This window comes from Gordonia sp. X0973 (genome assembly GCF_013348785.1).
GTDB lineage: Bacteria > Actinomycetota > Actinomycetes > Mycobacteriales > Mycobacteriaceae > Gordonia.
This window is the reverse complement of sequence record NZ_CP054691.1, coordinates 2,651,416-2,666,552: the sequence shown is the minus strand read 5'-3', so window position 1 is coordinate 2,666,552 and position 15,137 is coordinate 2,651,416. Positions and strand designations below refer to the sequence as shown.

The 15,137-nt window shown below is 68.3% G+C and carries 21 protein-coding genes and 1 tRNA gene; 6 read left to right on the top strand and 16 right to left on the bottom strand.

From position 1 onward, the window contains the following. Window positions 1-95: 95 nt before the first annotated feature. The 4 genes from HUN08_RS13245 to HUN08_RS13230 are packed head-to-tail and all read right to left on the bottom strand — an operon-like array spanning window position 96 to window position 3,994. Window positions 96-518 (bottom strand): hypothetical protein, encoded by a 423-nt coding sequence (locus HUN08_RS13245; RefSeq protein ID WP_124246859.1) that lies wholly within the window; start codon window positions 516-518, stop codon window positions 96-98. Then, window positions 502-1,143: a hypothetical protein gene (locus tag HUN08_RS13240; protein ID WP_124246860.1), complete on the bottom strand. Its 642-nt coding sequence runs from the start codon at window positions 1,141-1,143 to the stop codon at window positions 502-504. The genes HUN08_RS13245 and HUN08_RS13240 overlap by 17 nt, the downstream gene beginning before the upstream one ends. Beyond that, entirely contained in the window at window positions 1,140-2,528 is a 1,389-nt protein-coding gene (locus HUN08_RS13235; protein WP_124246861.1) for a phage portal protein, read from the bottom strand. Before HUN08_RS13235 ends, HUN08_RS13240 begins: the two co-directional genes overlap by 4 nt. After that, window positions 2,528-3,994 carry a terminase large subunit gene (locus HUN08_RS13230; RefSeq protein WP_124246862.1) on the bottom strand — a complete coding sequence of 489 codons (1,467 nt, stop codon included), beginning with the start codon at window positions 3,992-3,994 and terminating at the stop codon, window positions 2,528-2,530. Before HUN08_RS13230 ends, HUN08_RS13235 begins: the two co-directional genes overlap by 1 nt. Window positions 3,995-4,008: 14 nt before the next feature. Between HUN08_RS13230 and HUN08_RS13225 the strand changes: the two genes are divergently transcribed. Beyond that, the gene (locus HUN08_RS13225; RefSeq protein WP_124246863.1) at window positions 4,009-4,275 is read left to right on the top strand and encodes a hypothetical protein; all 267 of its coding nucleotides are present in this window, start codon (window positions 4,009-4,011) and stop codon (window positions 4,273-4,275) included. A gap of 526 nt (window positions 4,276-4,801) precedes the next feature. Here the strand turns inward: HUN08_RS13225 and HUN08_RS13220 are convergent. The 6 genes from HUN08_RS13220 to HUN08_RS13195 all read right to left on the bottom strand — a co-directional run bounded on the left by HUN08_RS13220 (window position 4,802) and on the right by HUN08_RS13195 (window position 6,755). Beyond that, complete coding sequence (locus HUN08_RS13220; RefSeq protein ID WP_124246864.1) at window positions 4,802-4,981, bottom strand: hypothetical protein; 180 nt, start codon at window positions 4,979-4,981, stop codon at window positions 4,802-4,804. Beyond that, a complete protein-coding gene (locus tag HUN08_RS13215) occupies window positions 4,978-5,361 on the bottom strand; it encodes a hypothetical protein (protein WP_124246865.1) in 384 nt (127 codons plus the stop codon). The genes HUN08_RS13220 and HUN08_RS13215 overlap by 4 nt, the downstream gene beginning before the upstream one ends. Window positions 5,362-5,727: 366 nt before the next feature. Next, window positions 5,728-6,165, bottom strand: coding sequence for a hypothetical protein (locus HUN08_RS13210; RefSeq protein ID WP_124246866.1), 438 nt, complete (start codon window positions 6,163-6,165; stop codon window positions 5,728-5,730). Beyond that, window positions 6,158-6,343, bottom strand: coding sequence for a hypothetical protein (locus HUN08_RS13205; protein WP_124246867.1), 186 nt, complete (start codon window positions 6,341-6,343; stop codon window positions 6,158-6,160). Before HUN08_RS13205 ends, HUN08_RS13210 begins: the two co-directional genes overlap by 8 nt. Beyond that, on the bottom strand, window positions 6,337-6,543 hold the full coding sequence (locus tag HUN08_RS13200; protein WP_124246868.1) for a hypothetical protein: 207 nt from the start codon (window positions 6,541-6,543) through the stop codon (window positions 6,337-6,339). The genes HUN08_RS13205 and HUN08_RS13200 overlap by 7 nt, the downstream gene beginning before the upstream one ends. Further along, window positions 6,540-6,755 carry a helix-turn-helix domain-containing protein gene (locus tag HUN08_RS13195; RefSeq protein WP_124246869.1) on the bottom strand — a complete coding sequence of 72 codons (216 nt, stop codon included), beginning with the start codon at window positions 6,753-6,755 and terminating at the stop codon, window positions 6,540-6,542. Before HUN08_RS13195 ends, HUN08_RS13200 begins: the two co-directional genes overlap by 4 nt. A 100-nt stretch (window positions 6,756-6,855) precedes the next feature. Between HUN08_RS13195 and HUN08_RS13190 the strand changes: the two genes are divergently transcribed. Together HUN08_RS13190 and HUN08_RS13185 are read left to right on the top strand one after the other, a co-directional pair. Next, complete coding sequence (locus tag HUN08_RS13190; RefSeq protein ID WP_165353386.1) at window positions 6,856-7,380, top strand: helix-turn-helix transcriptional regulator; 525 nt, start codon at window positions 6,856-6,858, stop codon at window positions 7,378-7,380. Further along, window positions 7,377-8,555, top strand: a complete 1,179-nt coding sequence (locus tag HUN08_RS13185; RefSeq protein ID WP_124246871.1) for a site-specific integrase — start codon at window positions 7,377-7,379, stop codon at window positions 8,553-8,555. Before HUN08_RS13190 ends, HUN08_RS13185 begins: the two co-directional genes overlap by 4 nt. A gap of 78 nt (window positions 8,556-8,633) precedes the next feature. Here HUN08_RS13185 and HUN08_RS13180 read toward each other — a convergent pair. Together HUN08_RS13180 and HUN08_RS13175 are read right to left on the bottom strand one after the other, a co-directional pair. Further along, a tRNA-Met gene (locus tag HUN08_RS13180) sits at window positions 8,634-8,707 on the bottom strand. 72 nt (window positions 8,708-8,779) lie between these two features. After that, entirely contained in the window at window positions 8,780-9,250 is a 471-nt protein-coding gene (locus HUN08_RS13175) for an SRPBCC family protein (protein WP_124246872.1), read from the bottom strand. Between the two features lie 113 nt (window positions 9,251-9,363). On the opposite strand from HUN08_RS13175, the gene HUN08_RS13170 reads away from it, so the two are divergent. Next, window positions 9,364-9,942, top strand: coding sequence for a hypothetical protein (locus tag HUN08_RS13170; protein WP_124246873.1), 579 nt, complete (start codon window positions 9,364-9,366; stop codon window positions 9,940-9,942). Between the two features lie 94 nt (window positions 9,943-10,036). Here the strand turns inward: HUN08_RS13170 and HUN08_RS13165 are convergent, their stop codons facing one another. Together HUN08_RS13165 and HUN08_RS13160 are read right to left on the bottom strand one after the other, a co-directional pair. Next, complete coding sequence (locus tag HUN08_RS13165) at window positions 10,037-11,254, bottom strand: acyl-CoA dehydrogenase family protein (protein ID WP_124246874.1); 1,218 nt, start codon at window positions 11,252-11,254, stop codon at window positions 10,037-10,039. Between the two features lie 29 nt (window positions 11,255-11,283). Then, complete coding sequence (locus HUN08_RS13160; protein ID WP_124246875.1) at window positions 11,284-12,648, bottom strand: acyl-CoA dehydrogenase family protein; 1,365 nt, start codon at window positions 12,646-12,648, stop codon at window positions 11,284-11,286. A gap of 154 nt (window positions 12,649-12,802) precedes the next feature. On the opposite strand from HUN08_RS13160, the gene HUN08_RS13155 reads away from it, so the two are divergent. Then, entirely contained in the window at window positions 12,803-13,285 is a 483-nt protein-coding gene (locus HUN08_RS13155) for a DUF2752 domain-containing protein (RefSeq protein WP_124246876.1), read from the top strand. 6 nt (window positions 13,286-13,291) lie between these two features. Here HUN08_RS13155 and HUN08_RS13150 read toward each other — a convergent pair whose 3' ends face one another. Further along, window positions 13,292-13,945: a DUF6319 family protein gene (locus HUN08_RS13150; protein WP_124246877.1), complete on the bottom strand. Its 654-nt coding sequence runs from the start codon at window positions 13,943-13,945 to the stop codon at window positions 13,292-13,294. Between the two features lie 94 nt (window positions 13,946-14,039). Here HUN08_RS13150 and HUN08_RS13145 point away from each other — a divergent pair, with 94 nt between their 5' ends. Further along, complete coding sequence (locus HUN08_RS13145) at window positions 14,040-14,699, top strand: MBL fold metallo-hydrolase (RefSeq protein ID WP_124246878.1); 660 nt, start codon at window positions 14,040-14,042, stop codon at window positions 14,697-14,699. On the opposite strand, the gene HUN08_RS13140 is transcribed toward HUN08_RS13145, so the two are convergent. After that, entirely contained in the window at window positions 14,696-15,097 is a 402-nt protein-coding gene (locus HUN08_RS13140; protein ID WP_124246879.1) for a DUF4345 domain-containing protein, read from the bottom strand. The genes HUN08_RS13145 and HUN08_RS13140 overlap by 4 nt on opposite strands. Between the last annotated feature and the right edge of the window lie 40 nt (window positions 15,098-15,137).

Sequence of the window (15,137 nt, the reverse complement as noted above, 5' to 3'; positions counted from 1 at the left end):
GGGTCGCGAGCCGGGGCGAGTGCGTTCGGGGGCCAACACCCAATTCGGAGCAACCCGAACGCACTTTCGATTCTACCGAACCGGCGCGACGATTCCTAGACGCGGGCGCGCAGCATCGCCGACAGGCTGGTCGGCTCGGGCGTGCTGGTCGCGCCCTGGCCGATGTCGCCAGCGACCTTGCGGGCGGCGAAGTGGGGCTTGGCCTCCAGAAGCGCGTCGAGGGCGGCGGTGAGCTTCTCGGGGTCGTCGAGGTGTTCGGGGGCGAACGCGAGGTCGCCGGGATCGGCCAGACGGCCGGTCGCGCGGACCAACTCGACGTGCAGGCGCTCGGCGAGCGTGTCGGCTTCCTTGGCGCGCTGGCGATACCGGGCGTTCTCCTTGCGCAGCGACCGGACGTAGTCCTCGGAGAACTCGCGCACCTCCTCGGTGGGCTCGTCGACCTCCTCGTCGGTGGTCTCGGTGGCGTCCTCGTCGACCTCCTCGATGATGTCGACCTCGGGGTCAGTTTCGTTCGGCAAGGCGATCCTCCTTCGTGATAGGTCCACGGGTGCAGGTGCATCCGTGGTGCCGCTTGAATGCGGCCTTCTTGGGGAACTCTCGGCCGCCCTCGGCCCACGCGACGCACTTGGTGCACGCTCCAGGGCTCAGCACGCGGGTCCAGGCGACGACGAGGTCGCTCAGGGCCACCGCTTGCCCTTCAGCGTGCGAGGCGGCTTCCAGGGGCTCAGACCGTGCCAGCCGGTCGACTCTCTGGAGGCTGTTGCGCTCGTGTTGCGGCGCAACATTTCCCGGCGCGACCTCGGGAGCTGCGGCGATTGCGGGCTCGGGCTCGCGAGCGAGGGCCGAGTCCTCGGCGAGGATGGTCTCGACGGCGGCCGTCAGCCTAGGAATGTCACCTTCGGACGGGGCCAGGCCGAGCGGCAAGACTGATCGGCCGGCCGAAACGGTGAGCAGGTCGGCCAGGTGCAAGTCGGCCAGCTTCACGGCGGTGGCGTTGTGGAGCGCGACGCTGAAGGCGATCGCGGCGGCGGTCTCGGAGGTGCTCGGGCTGGTCTCGGTGGCGGCGAGGTAGACGGCCAGGATCGCGAGCGCGTCGGCGCTGCTCTGGTCGGCTACCTCGGTCAGCTCGTCGTCGTAGGTCATGCTGCGGGCTCCTGCGGGGCCAGGGTGAGCGGCGCGGTGTCGAGGCTCTGGAGGCGGGTCGCGGTGCGCAATCGGGCGATCTGCTCGGGCGTCCAGCCGAGCACCACGTCGGCGGCGACGGTGAGCGGGACCCCGATCGCGGTCAGCTTCGCGGCGGCGTCGGCGGCCTCGGCCGGGGTGCGGGTCTCGGGCGAGGCCCACATCGTCGAGATGTCCAGGGTGCGCGGGTCGACCCCGTCGCGGACCGCGATTGCCAGGGCCATGACCTGAGACCAGGCCCGGCCGAACTGCTGCTGGAGGTCGTAGCACCGCGACACGAGACTCGCCTCGGAGGCGCGGAGGGCCTCGGCGCTGGCGGGCTGGTCGCCAGCAAGACCCAAGTAGTGGGGCGGCAGGCCCGACAGTGCGCCGACCTGGTTGGTGATCGTGGCGATCATGTCGCCGTAGCCGTCGAGGCGGGCGGCGTCGAACTGACCGAACCGCGTGTCGGGGTCCTCGGCGTGCATCATGCGGTTCATTTCGTTGCTGAAGGGCTCCAGGACATCGACGATCGGCTCGCCGTGCTCGTCGAGGACCGGGTTACCCGCGTCGTCGAGGCGGGGCTCCTCGACGATCTCCAGGCCGGTGACCCAACGGCGGGGGCGGGCGTAGAACTCGCTCGTCGTCATCGCGTCGGCGAGGAGCTTGGCCAGGGCGTCGGTGAGGCCGAGCACGTCGTCGGCCTCGCTCGTGCCGTCCAGCTCCAGGAGGCGGCCACGGTTGACGATCGGGACCACCGGCACGATGCCGAGCGGGTTGGGGATGATCTCGGTCGCGCTCCAGGCGGTCGCCGACAGGGCGGCCGGGTCTCCGGTGCGGGCGTCGGCGGTGAGCTTGGTGATCGCCTCGCGTTCGTAGAGGACCGCATAACCGCGCTTGGCGTTCGGGTCGACCCAGCGCTTGAATGCGCGCAGCACCTCGCGGGTGAGCGGGTCGAATTCGACGGCGAGCTGGTGGGCGGATTCGATGCTGATCGTCGGGTTACCGGCCGAGTCGGCCCACACGACCGCGAAGCTGCGGCCGTAGAGCAGGGCGTCGACGTGGGCGGCGTCGGCGGCCGATTCCAGTCCGTTGCGCGTCCAGATGCGCCACAGGTCAGGGTCGGGGTCGCCGTCGGGTGAGGTGCGAAAGCCGTTGACCTCCAAGCGCTCTGAACGCGAGCGAACGGTCATGCGCGGGAAGTTGACCGAGAGCGTCGTCAGGCGGCCGTCGAGGGCCTCGCGAGACTTCGTCGACAAGAAGGCGGCGGGCTGGGTGCCGGTCCAATACCGATCGAGGGCGGCCAACTTCGGGGCCGTCGTGTCGAGCTTGGTCGTCAGGGGCTGAATCGTGTCGTTGATCGTCATTAGTAGCTGATCACTCTCCGGCGCTTGCGCCGATTGATTGCGCGCCAGGTGGCGCGGCTGTGGGCCATGACCAAGCACGCGGCGAGGTCGATCTTCCCGGCGTTGCGGGACCGTGAGCGCTTGGTCAGTCGGATACCTCGGGCGTCGTCGGAGACGATCGCGTTCGCGATGTGCTCGGCGAACCTGGGATCTCCTGAGTGGGAGAACTTTCCGTTCGTGGCGGCGGAATAGACATCGGTCGTCGCGGCCGTCAGGCGTGGCGCGCTGTGCGGGAACTCGTAGACCGGGAGGCCCTCGTCGGCGAGGAGCTGAAGCGAGCGGGTCCACCGGAACGGGTCGGCGATCACCTCGATCACGCGGTAGCGCTGGCAGGCTTCGCGGATCGCCTGCTCGACCTCGTCTACCGGCACGCGCCAGTCGGGATCGTCGGCGGGCTTCTCCCACACGGCCAGCGGCTCGAAGTGCGGCGTCGTCGAGACCGTCGCCAGGAGCAAGGCCGTGGTGTCGTCGGAGAACGAACCGTCGAGGGCCAGGACGACCTCGGCGCGCTCGGGGATCGTCTCCCCGGTGCCGAGCGCGGCCCACACGCTCGCCGGGATGAACTCGGCCTCGCGGTCGACAGCGAGCTGGCAGAGGCGGGCGCGGCGAAACACCGCTTCGCGAGTCTTGGGCGGCAGGAGCGCGGTCATCGCGTCGGCGTGAAGGAAGTCGCCGAGCGCCGGATTCGCCAGGGACCAACAGTGCTCACAGTCGACGGGGTGATCCTCGAACCCGGCCGCCGAGTGCTCGATCCACACGAGCGAGGTGTCGCCGGGGTTGGCGATCGCGGCGGCGCGTAGGTCCATTAGGGGCGAGTCCATCGAGGGTCCCGGCGTGCCGATCGCGACGACGGTCGACCGCTCGCGCTTGCCCTGGGCCAGGGTGAGGGTCTCATAGGATTCGCGGCTCGCGACCCCCGCCTCGTCGAGGATCGCCAGCGTGTAGTCGAGGCCCTCCAGGCGCTTCGGCTCGGCGGGCAGGCAGGCGAACGTGGCGTCGTAGGCGGGCCAATAGAGCCGGTCCTTGAACACCTGAACCCGCTTGCTCAGCTCCTCGTCGAGCTCGACCATGCGCCGCGCGATACCGAACACAATCCCGGCCTGACGCTCGTCGACCGCGACCACGACGACCATCGCCCCGTCGCCGTCGGTGAAGAAACGGAACAAGCCATAGGCGGCGATCAACGTGCTCTTGCCCTGGCCGCGCGGGAGCATCCAACCGGCCGTGCGGGGCTGGGGCTGGGCGTCCTCGATCGACGCGATCAGCTCGCGCTGCCACTGGCGAAGCTTCAGCGGCGACCGCGCGTTCGTCCCCTTCGGAACCCGAATGAACTTCGCGGCGAACTTCTCGAAGGCGGCCGAGCCGGTGACCGTCGGACGGAACGGGAGCGGCTTGTCGAGAGTGCGAGCCTTGGGCCCTGCTTTCATGGCAAGCTCCCCGCATGGGAACCGAACATGTCAGCACCGACGAGGTTCGCGTCGGTGACATCATTGCTAGTCCTGAGACCGGCAAACTCTGGCTCAGGGTGGAGCAGATCGAACGCCTCCCCGCGTCGCGGAAAGACGGCGAACTGGACGAATGGTGGACCGGATTTCGCTACTTGGGAACGTTTGTCGAGGACGACGGGAGCGACTCTAACGTCGACCCGGCGCTTCCCCCGTCCTTTCCGTTCCGCGACGACATGAAAGTGACTCGACGGACTCCCTGACCTCATCGCGTCCCCCTGACGGCGTCATATTCGGCGATGAGTAACGCTGATCGCGGCTTCCCGCCGGGGCCGGGAGACCCTTCGTCTGGGGTATCCCCCCTGGGGTCGAGCGAGGTCCTAGCACTTGCTAGCGACTTGCTTAGCGAGTTGCTAGCGGGACGGACGGTGGTTGTTCCACCGGGACGACCACCGCGAGAGTCTCGCGAGCGAGGACCACGCGCAGCTCCTCGGCGCGAGTTACATGCTCGACAGGTCACTTCGACATCGGACAAGCGGAGCGGCAGGCCCTTCGCCTTGCGCTCCCATGCGCTCGGCAAGTGGTCGGCGGTCAGGTCCTCCTCGGTGCCGCAATCGCTGCACCACGGCTGAAGCTTGCGAGCACGCCGGGACAGCCGGAACCACGCGGCGTCGTACCCACGCTCACGGCTCGGGCGCTGCGGCTTCGCGCGCTTGGCCGGCCGATGCTCCTCGCAGTACGAACCGGACGCGACGGGCTCGCCACATCGGGCGCACGGACGAGGCAGAGTCATGACTTCCCCCGGTGCTGCTCGACGGCGTCGGCGAGGTCGGTCGCGAGCTTCACGGCCTGTTCCTCGGTCATGCTGAAGTCGATGCCGACGAGGGCGAGGACGATCGGGAACCTCTCGTTCTTCGTCGCCCTGACAGACGGCCGGACGCGGTGCGATCCGCGCGGGGCGATCCTCATGCGACACCTGACCGACGACGACGGGCGAACTTGGCGTCGCGCTTGCGACGGTGCTCGGTCTTCGCCGCTGCGGCCTGGGCCTCGACGCGCTGCTGTGCCTTGCGGGCGAGGTGGCACAAGACATGCGCCAACCCTTCGGTACCGTAGGCGATGCGGTCACCCTTGCGCACCTCGGTGTTGCACAGGCGACAGCGGTCCTTCCACTTCGCGTCGAGTCCGACACCACGAGGCAGGAGCCCGCCGCCATGTCGACGGCGACGGGTCGCGGGCCAGCCGGTGACCTCCTGCATGAGGACCTCGGGAGAGGTCCGCAAGAGGTAGACGTACTGCCGGATGCTCATCGTGTCCGGGCAGTTGTTGTAGTCGTTGAGGTCGATCACCCTTGCACCTCCTCCAATCGTTCGATCGCTTGCGTTCGTGTGGCCTCCAACCCATAAAGGAATCCCGGAATTTCGCCCCGTATCCGTTCCCGGGCCAGCGCTCCTAGCCACTCGTCCTATGAGCCGGACGGCGGTAGAATCCTGGTATTGCCCTGGTCGGCGGGCCATGCACGACAAGGGCAGAAGCTCTAGGACGCTTTGGCTTCAGCGGTTGTTTCACGTCCGGGGGCTGGTTTGGGTCGGGCTCCCCTGAAGAACGACCTGAACGCTTCTAGGCGGTGGCGATCACCTCCTGACAGAGGACACAACGAACCCGGCGCGTCGAGCTAGTGCGCCGGGTTGCGTTGTCTTTCAAGGGAATTGCTTTCAAGCTGCCTGCGCCCCCTCGGTGGCGAGGGCCAACACGGCCGTGATCGCGCGGGGATGAACCTCGTCACGGCCGACCGCGACCAGATAGCTCGCGCACAAGTTGTTCAGCGCGGCACTGAGACCGAGCCCGGTGATCTGGCCACCGGAGTACCCGGCGACCGCGATCGCAAGCTCCTGGTCGCTCAGGCCCCAATACCGGCCGATCAGGCGAACCGCGTCGACCGTCGTGTCGAAGTGATCGAAGGCGTCAGCGCTGACCGGCGCGTCGGGGAACGGGCACGCGATGTACCCCGCGAGCAGACCGAGCACGCGCTCATGCCCCTGGTCGTCGAGGCGAAGCTCGGCGTCGATGCGCAGCGAATGCCCACCGCTCGCCTGGCGGTGCAAGCGCTCCAGGACCAGGCGGCGGCCTTCGGGCATCGTGTTGTCAGTCATTGGTGCGCCCCCGCTTCCGCGCCAGCTCGACGCTGTCACGGATGCTCTCGGCCAAGTCGGCCGCCATGTCGATAGGCAGTTCGAAGGCGGCAAGCTTCCCGTCGTGAAAGTCGATGCCGACCACCCACTCGCCGCGATCGTTGCGGAAGGGGCTCACGGAAGGCGTGTTGATCACCATGACCGCTCCTCATCGAGGGCGCCGAGGGCGGCGATACGGATGCGCTCGGCCAGCGCCAGCGCGTCAGAGGGCGTCATGTCGACGCAACCCTCGGTGTCGACCGCACCAGCGGTGTGGATCGCAACGGCGGCACGAGGAGCACCCTCGTCCTCGCCAAGCGTGACGACTTCGGCGCGGATGGGATCGAAGCGGGAACTCATGCCGCACCCACCTCGGTCTTGGTCTCGCCGGGGACGACCCGGCCAGCTTCGAGTGCGCCGACCACGTCGCTACGCAAATAGCGGATACGGCGGCCCACCCGGACGTAGGGAATCCCGATGCCGCGCGAACGGTCATGAGCGAGCGCCTGCTCGGTCGTGCCGAGTATCTTGGCCGCCTGTTTGGCGACCAGAACCTCGTCGTCGTCCAACATGTTTCGTTCCTCTCAGTTGGGGATGAATTGCCTTACCCTTCAAGCAGTACCCACTAAGAGGGATAGTTCCAATGCCCACTTTTGGGGTACTATGGTCACCATGTGGGACATGAACCGAGAGATCGGCCGAAAGGTGCGCGAGGCTCGCGAGCGAAAGTCTTTGAGTCGCAACGCTTTTGCCGATGAACTCAAAGAACGTGCCGACATGGGTATCGAGGCGAAGACCATCGTCAGGATCGAGGCCGGCGAACGAGCCCTCAAGGTCGAGGAGCTGCCCGCGTTTGCTCAGGTGCTCGGCGTGAGCGTGCTTGAGCTTTTGCCGTTCGACGATGTCGACAAGGACACGGACCTTGCCCTCGCAGAGGCGTCCGTAGTTGCGATGGGCCGTGAAGCGGACGCGCTGCTCGCGGCTTGGTCGAAGTATGAGACGGCGCGGCAGGAGGCGCGATCTGCAATGAGGGCTGTTGGCCGCTCGCCGGTGCCATTCAAGCAAGAGGCTCTAGAGGGCATCGAGCGACGACTTGATGGGGTGGAGCAGAAGGTCGGCGGTGCGCTCGGGAATCGATACGAGTCCGACGAGGGCAACGAGGCGTGGATGCAACGACGACGAGGAGCGAGGAAATGAGTAGAGGGCGGCCACCGCTGAAGATCGGCGACCATGGGCGGATCGCGAGCAAGGCGACCAAGAATGGCGGGATCGCCGGATGCCGGGTGCGAGACCTCGACGGTGTCGTTCGGCAGGTCCGCGTGATCGGCACCTCGCGCCAGGACGCGGAGACCAACCTTCAGGAGAAGCTCAAGGGCCGCGACTGGGGAGGGCAGACGACAGCGAGCGCGATCGACGGCGAGACCGTGATGTCAGTCCTTGCGGAGTACTACCTCGGGAAGCTCGACGAGAGCGATAAGAGCTACAACACTCGTCGGCGCTACCGCGAGGTGACCGAGCGCTATGTCGTCGGCGACGAGACGTTTAGGGGACTGGGGTCGGTTCGCTTGCGAGAGGTGACGCCGGGACGCCTTCAGGGCCACCTCGACGGAATTGAGAAGGCGGTCGGCAAGCCTACGGCGAAGCTCGTCCGCGCCAACTTGGCCGGGATGATGCGGACCGCCTTCCGCCTCGGTGCGATCACCTCGGACCCGATGACGGGTGTCAAGGTCGAGGCCAAGAAGGCCGACGAGGTCGTGGCGCTCACGGTCGACGAGGTGTTCGAGCTTCGCGCCACCTTGCGGGCCGACAAGGTCGCCGTGCGCCAGGACCTCGCCGACGCGGTCGACGTGCTCGCCGCGACCGGCGTCCGCCTCGGTGAGCTACTCGCGATCCAATGGGCCGACCTCGACCTCGGTGCAGAGGTACCTACGGTGACGATCACCGGGACGATCATCCGCAAGAAGGGCGAGGGCCTCGTCCGGCAGACCCATCCCAAGACCTCGGCGTCGCGGCGGCGCCTGCAACTGCCACAGTTCGCGGTCGACGTGCTGCTCGCGCGGAAGGTCAACGCTGGGCCGACCGTCGACGACGTGGTTTTCGCCAGCTCGGTCGGGTCCTTGCGGGACCCGACGAACTTCCGCGACCAATGGCGCGCGGCGCGCGAGCGCCACGGCTGGGAGGGTGTCGTTCCCAAGAGCTTCCGCAAGGCTGTGGCGACCCTGCTCGCGTCCGACGACATGAGTGAGTCGGCCGCCCAGCTCGGCCACGCCGGGACCGATGTGACGGCGCGGCACTACGTCGCAAAGACGACGGTCACGCCGGACAACAGGGCTAAGCTCCAGGCTTTCGCCACGGCGAAAAGTGATGATTAAACGGGGAATTCAGCTAAACAGGTCCAAGAAATGACTCAGCCCTGACCGGCGTTCTTGCTGGTCAGGGCTGAATCGTCGTAGCGGGGACAGGATTTGAACCTGCGACCTCTGGGTTATGAGCCCAGCGAGCTACCGAGCTGCTCCACCCCGCGTCGGTGAACACAACGTTACCGGCGAGTCGCGCGGCAGTGCAAATCGGTTTCCGGTGAGGGGTGTCACACGCCTCACCGGGCCTCGGCGCGCGCTTTCAGCCGGTCGAGGGTGGCACGCATGTGCTCGGCGTTGGCGCCCTCCCGGTCGCGGATGCCGGTGAGGAGGTGCGCGGTGCGTTTCAGCAGCTCAGAGTGCCGATCCCACATGCTTTCGACGACGAGGCAGCCGTCGTCGGCGGGCGTGATGTCGTAGCGCCAGTGGGCGATCGGCTGCCCGAGACTGGCGACATCCCAGGCGAGCACATGGCCGGCGGTCGCGTCGGTGATCGTGCACGTGGTGCTCCACCGGTGCCACCCGTTGCGGTTGCGCCCGCGGAAGACGGCGCCGACGCGGGCGGCATCCCCCTTGGTCCAGCGCATCTCGGCGATCTCGTCGCCCAGCTCGGCGAGCGTCGGGAGATCGGCCAGCAGCGCGTACACGACGTCGGGCGAGGCGGCGACCGACGTCTGAGCGGTCACGGTTGGCGGGGTGTCTGTCGGCATGGCCAAAGATTAGTGGACCCTGTGCAACCCTGAGTTCTCGATGTGGATTTATGGCACGACTACGACTTTGCGGGCATTGTGGAAATCGCACTTCAGACTGAGAGGACAGGTGCATGACTGACAAGCCCGATGAGACTGCGGACGGCAACGCCGACGCAGCTGCTGAGTCCGCACCGCAGGCCGCCGAGTCGGCTGCGACGACTGCGGGGATCCCCGCCCCGCCGACCGCCCCACTAGCGGGTCACCAGCCGCCGCCCCCGGTGGCGGCTCACGAGCCGAAGGGCTCCTGGTGGCGCGACCACGTGTGGACGACGGTCATCGGGGTCTCGCTGCTCACAGGGGTGATCGGATTGGGTGCCGGCTTCGCGCTCGGTTACCTCTGCGGCGACAACGACAGCGACCGCGGCTCGAGCCACGAGCACCACAAGCGCTGGGATGACCGCGACCGCGATTGGTACGGCGACCGGCACGGCGATCGCTGGGGCCCGCGCCGCGGCGACGATGGATGGGGCCAATACGGCGGCCCGCGCGGCTACGGCGACGACGGGTCGGGCGGCTACTACGGTCCGCGCGGCGACAACGGCACGCCGCCGTGGATGCGGACGCCTCGTCTGACCCCGGGTCAGCCCACGCCCGCCCCGGGCCAGCCGACCCCCGCTCCGGGTGCACCTGCCCCGGGCGCGCCCGCGTAGCGGTCGGGTAAGCAAGTTCGGGAACGACGAGGGGCCGGGAGATCTGATCTCCCGGCCCCTCTTCGACCCCTCAGTGAAACCGTTTCCGGTTAGCTCACTTCAGTTCGGCACTGCTCTTGTCCAGCACGCGGCGGGAGATGATCAGCTGCTGGATCTGCTGCGTGCCCTCGAAGATGTCGAGGATCTTCGCGTCGCGAGCCCACTTCTCCAGCAGCGTCCGCTCCGAGTAGCCGAACGTCGACGCCAGCTCGACGGCACGATTGGTCACGTCGTTGACGGTGCGACCCGCCTTGGCCTTCGACATCGACGCCTCGAGCGAGTTCGGCTCCTTGTTGTCGGCCATCCAGCCGGCGCGCATCGTCAGCAGGTACGACGATTCGAAGTCCGACTCGAGTCGGATGAACTCGGCCGCGGCGGCGTGCTGGTCGATCGCAGGACGGTCGTAGTCGATCTCGATCCCGTTGTCCTCCAGGATCTTCCGCAGCTCCTCCAACGACGCCCGCGCCACGCCGACGGCCATCGCGGCCACCATCGGGCGGGTGTTGTCGAAGGTCTGCATGACCCCGCCGAAGCCCTTCTTCACGTCGACCTCGGGGGAGCCCAGCAGGTTGGCGGCCGGGATGCGGCAGTCCTCGAAACGGATCACCGCGGTATCCGACGCGCGGATGCCGAGCTTCTCCTCGAGGCGGACGATGGTGACGCCCGGGTGCTCGCGCGGAACGACGAAGGACTTGATCGCCGCGCGCCCGAGGCTGCGGTCCACCGACGCCCACACGACGATGTGGGTGGCGCGCGAACCGGCCGTCACGAAGATCTTCTCGCCGTTGAGGACGTACTCGTCGCCGTCGCGCACCGCGGTCGCGGTCACGGCCGCCGAGTCGGAGCCGAAGCTCGGCTCGGTGATGGCCATCGCGGCCCACACCTTGCCGAAGGATTCGAGCTGCTCGTCGGTGGCGACCGCGGCGATCGCGGCGTTGCCCAGACCCTGGTACGGCATGGTCAGCATGAGGCCGACGTCGCCGTAGGAGGCCTCCATCGAGTTGATGATCGACTGCATGTTGCCGCCGTTGACGACGACGCCCTCCGGGCGCTCCTTGACCTCGTCACCACGGCCACCGGCGGCACCGGCACCGGCCGCACCGGCGGCGGCGAGGCCGTCGTACAGCGCGGCAAGCGTGTCGAGTTCGACGGGGTAGGTGTGCTCGGCGAGGTCGTATTTGCGCGAGATGGGGCGGAACACTTCATGCGCGGCCTGGCGCGCCTGGTCGATGTTCGCGGCGAACTTCTTGGGGAGTTCGAGGTTGATAGCCATGTCGGTAGCTCTCCTTCGTCTCGCCGCCCCTAGAGGACGACGATCCCCTCGCCGATGCCCGCACCGCGCAGGTCGCGGTACCAGCGCTCCACCGGGTGCTCCTTGGTGAAGCCGTGGCCGCCGAGCAGCTGGATGCCGTCGAGGCCGATCTGCAGGCCCTTGTCGATGGTCAGCTTGCGGGCCAGTGCCGATTCGCGGGCGAACGAGAGGCCCTGCTCGGCGCGCGAGGCGCCGCGCAGCGTGACCAGGCGCAGGCCGTCGAGCTCGGTGGCCATGGTGGCGACGATGAAGGCCACGCCCTGGCGGTTGGAGATCGGCTCGCCGAAGGCCTCGCGCTCGTTGACGTAGGGCACCACGTAGTCGAGGACGGCCCGGCCGGTGCCGGCGGCCAGTGCCGCCCAGCCCAGGCGCGAGAGGCGCACGACGTCGCGGTAGGCGGCGAAGGCCTCGTCACCGTCGAGGCCGCCGACCAGGGCGGTCTCCGGCACGGCGACGTCCTGCAGGAGCAGGCGGCCCATCCCGGCGGCGCGCAGGCCCATACCCGGGTCGGCCTCGACGATCAGGCCGGTGGAATCGGATTCGACGATGAACAGCGCCGGGCGCCCGTCGAGTTCGGCGCCGACGAGGAACAGCTCCGACGAGCCGGCAGCCGGGACGAACGACTTCACGCCGTTGAGGCGGTAGCCGCTCGGCACGCGGGTGGCCTTGGTCGTCAGGTTGAAGGCGTCGAACAGCGGCTTCGGCTCGGCGATGACCACCGCCGACTGCGGAACGTTCTCACCGGCGAAATCCGGCAGGTAGGTGGCCTGCTGCGCATCGGTGCCGAAGTTGGTCAGCGTCGACGCGACACCGCTCGGCGCGAGCAGCGGGACGGCCAGGCCCATGTCGCCGTAGGCCATCGCCTCGGCGACCAGGGCGTTGGTCACCACCCCGCGCTCGGCGGCGGCGCCGTCGAACTCCTCGGGGACGTTGATCATGGTGATGCCCAGCTCGGCAGAGCGCTCGAGGATCTCGGCCGGAGCCTGCGCGTTCTTGTCGGCCTCGTAGGCGGCCGGGCGCAGGATCTCGGTGGCGAAGTCCTTCACCGTCTCGGCGATCATCTGCTGCTCGTCGTCGGGGTTCAGGTTGAACAGACCCTTGTTCGACGTGGCCGGGCGCTTGGGCTTGCCGTCGCCGGTGGCCTTGGTGAAGGCGCGGTTCGCGGCGCCGAGCGTCTGGAAGCCGGTCTTGGTGCCCTGGTAGGCGACGCGGTTGAGCGGCTCGCGGAGACCGAAGCGGTTGGCGAAGTCCGAGCCGGTGACCGCGAACAGTGCGCGCATGGCGTAGCCGATGGGGGAGGTCTTGCTCCCGGATTTGCCGACGGCGGAGGTGTCGCGGGGTTCAGTGGTGGTCATGAAACGCTGCTACCTGTCTCGATGGAGTGGAACTGTGAAACGGTCTCGCCGATGATCGGCGGGGTACCGCTTAGCAAGCTTCTTACTCGCTAGTAAGAACAGACCTTACTCCACAGTAAGGAGTGTTGTCGACACCCGGCGGTACGCTGTCTCCATGACCAGCCCCATCGTCGAATCGGGACCGCCGCCGGCGCCCCTCGTCGACCGCGGCCCGGTCGGCCGGAGGCTGCCCGCCCTCACGGTCGCGGCCGGGGGAGCCGCCGTGCTCTGCGTCGCGGGTGCCTGGTCGACGTCGAGGGTCACCTCCGGTCCGGTGACCTGCCTCTTCCGCCACTTCACCGGATTGCCCTGCCCGGGATGCGGGCTGACGCGCAGCTTCGTCATGCTCGCCCACGGCGACGTCTCGAAGGCCTTCGGCTACAACCTGATGGGACCGTTCTTCTTCGCGGTCATCGTCGCATCCGTCGCGCTGGCGCTGTGGGTGCTGCTGACCGGGAAGACCAGAGCGATCTCGCAGTGGGGCGACCTCGTGTTCGGCAAGGTCGGGCTGACCGTGGTGGGCCTGTGGCTGGTCTACGGCGTCGTGCGGATGGTCTCCGCGGGGGCCGGACTCGGCTGGTTCCCCCCGGTCGCCTAGCCGCTCCTAGTCGTCGGCGTCCTCGCCGGACAGGGCGGCCAGCGTCTGCTTCGCCGCCGCGAGTTCGCGGCTGAGTTCCTCGACCTTGCGCTCGGCCTCCTCCCGCGCGGCCCGCAGGACCGATTCGGCCGCCCGTAGGGCGGCGTCGTCGCCGAGTTCGCGCAACGCGTTCTCCGCCGCCGCCGGGGTGACGCCGCGCGACTGGTTGGGTTTGCGACCGCCCGCGGTCACCGATACCGACCACTCGTTGTCGGTGGACCCGAAAATCGTCACGGTCACCGACTTCGGCTTCGCGGCGGACTTCCGCGGAGCAGGAGCGGGCGCGGGAACGGCCCGAGGCGGCGCCGGGGCGGGCTTGGTGGCGACGGGTTTGGGAGCGGCGGCCTTCGTGGACTTCCCCGCCTTCGCCGGTGCGGCCTTGGTCAGCCGGAGTTCCTCGGCCTCGTAGGGGAGTTCGTCGTCGACGCCGCTCGGGCGGACGGTCACCGTCGAGCCGTCGATCGAGACGACCTTCGCCGGGGAACCGGCCGCCAGTCGCAGACCGGGGATCGCATCGCGCAGGTAGACGGTCGCCCGTTTGCCGTCGGCGACCGCGGCGGCGAGTGCCGCCAGGTCTTCGGGGGTCAACGAGTCGGCTGCCTGGCGGCTGCGCGGTGGCATGGGTGGGGTCCTTCCGGTCGGCGGGGTCGCGTCTACTCTCGCACCCCGCCCTGACAACGGCGCGCCCGGGCGGGCGGCGTTGCATGATGGATCCATGCGGATCACCAGTTTCGGTCACTCCTGCTTCCTCGCCGACGTCGACGGCACGAAGATCCTGTTCGACCCCGGCACCCTCTCGTCGGGCTTCGAGGCGCTCACCGGGCTCGACGCCATCCTGATCACACATCAGCACCCCGACCATTGCGACGTCGCGCGGCTGCCCGCCCTCGTCGCCGCCAATCCCGACGCCCAACGCTGGGCCGATCCGGCCACGACGGCGCAGCTCAACGCCGGCCCGGCCAACGGGCAATGGCGCGACGCCCACGTCGGGCAGCGCTTCCCGATCGGCGAACTGACCGTCCGTGCCACCGGCGGACGGCACGCGGTGATCCACCCCGAGCTGCCGGTGATCGACAACATCGCCTATCTGATCGGCACCGACGACCGGCCGGGAATGCTGCTGCACCCGGGCGACTCCCTCTACATCCCCTTCGTCGCGGTGGAGGTCCTAGCACTGCCGGCCGCCGCGCCGTGGATGAAGCTTTCCGAATCGGTCGACTACCTGCGCGGAGTCGAGCCAGCGAAGGCGTTCCCGGTCCACCAGGGCGTGCTCTCGGCGGCCGGTGCCGCGATCCACAACGCGCGCCTGAGCGAGATGCGCAAGGCGGGCACCGAGTTCACCGTCGTCGGGCCGGGGGAGTCGGCCGACTTCTAGCCGGGTGTGCTCTCGGGCGCCTCGCGGCGGGTGATCGCGCGCAGTGCCCAGTAGTTGACGAGCGGAACGATGAGTTCGACGGGGATCATCACGATGTAGAACCAGGTCGGCGCACCGCTCGCCGCCCAGGCCAGCAGGCGCGTCAGGCCGCCGAGGAAGAACAGCGCGCCCAGCAGGTTGATGACCGTCGCACGGCGGTCGATGTCGCGCGCGGCCCAGACGAACGCCAGGCCGTAAGCGAGGAACAGCAGGCTGTAGAACCGCAGGTCGGAGTCCATGGTGGCGTTGACCGTGCCGCCGCCGATATATGTCGCCTGCCCCCCGAAGAGGTGGGCCGCGCCGATGCCCGCGCACGCGAGCCCGAAGACGATGAGCCAGATCTCGAACGCCTTACGCATCGCTCCTCCTATTTCTCATATGTGTAATAGTGACCAGTGT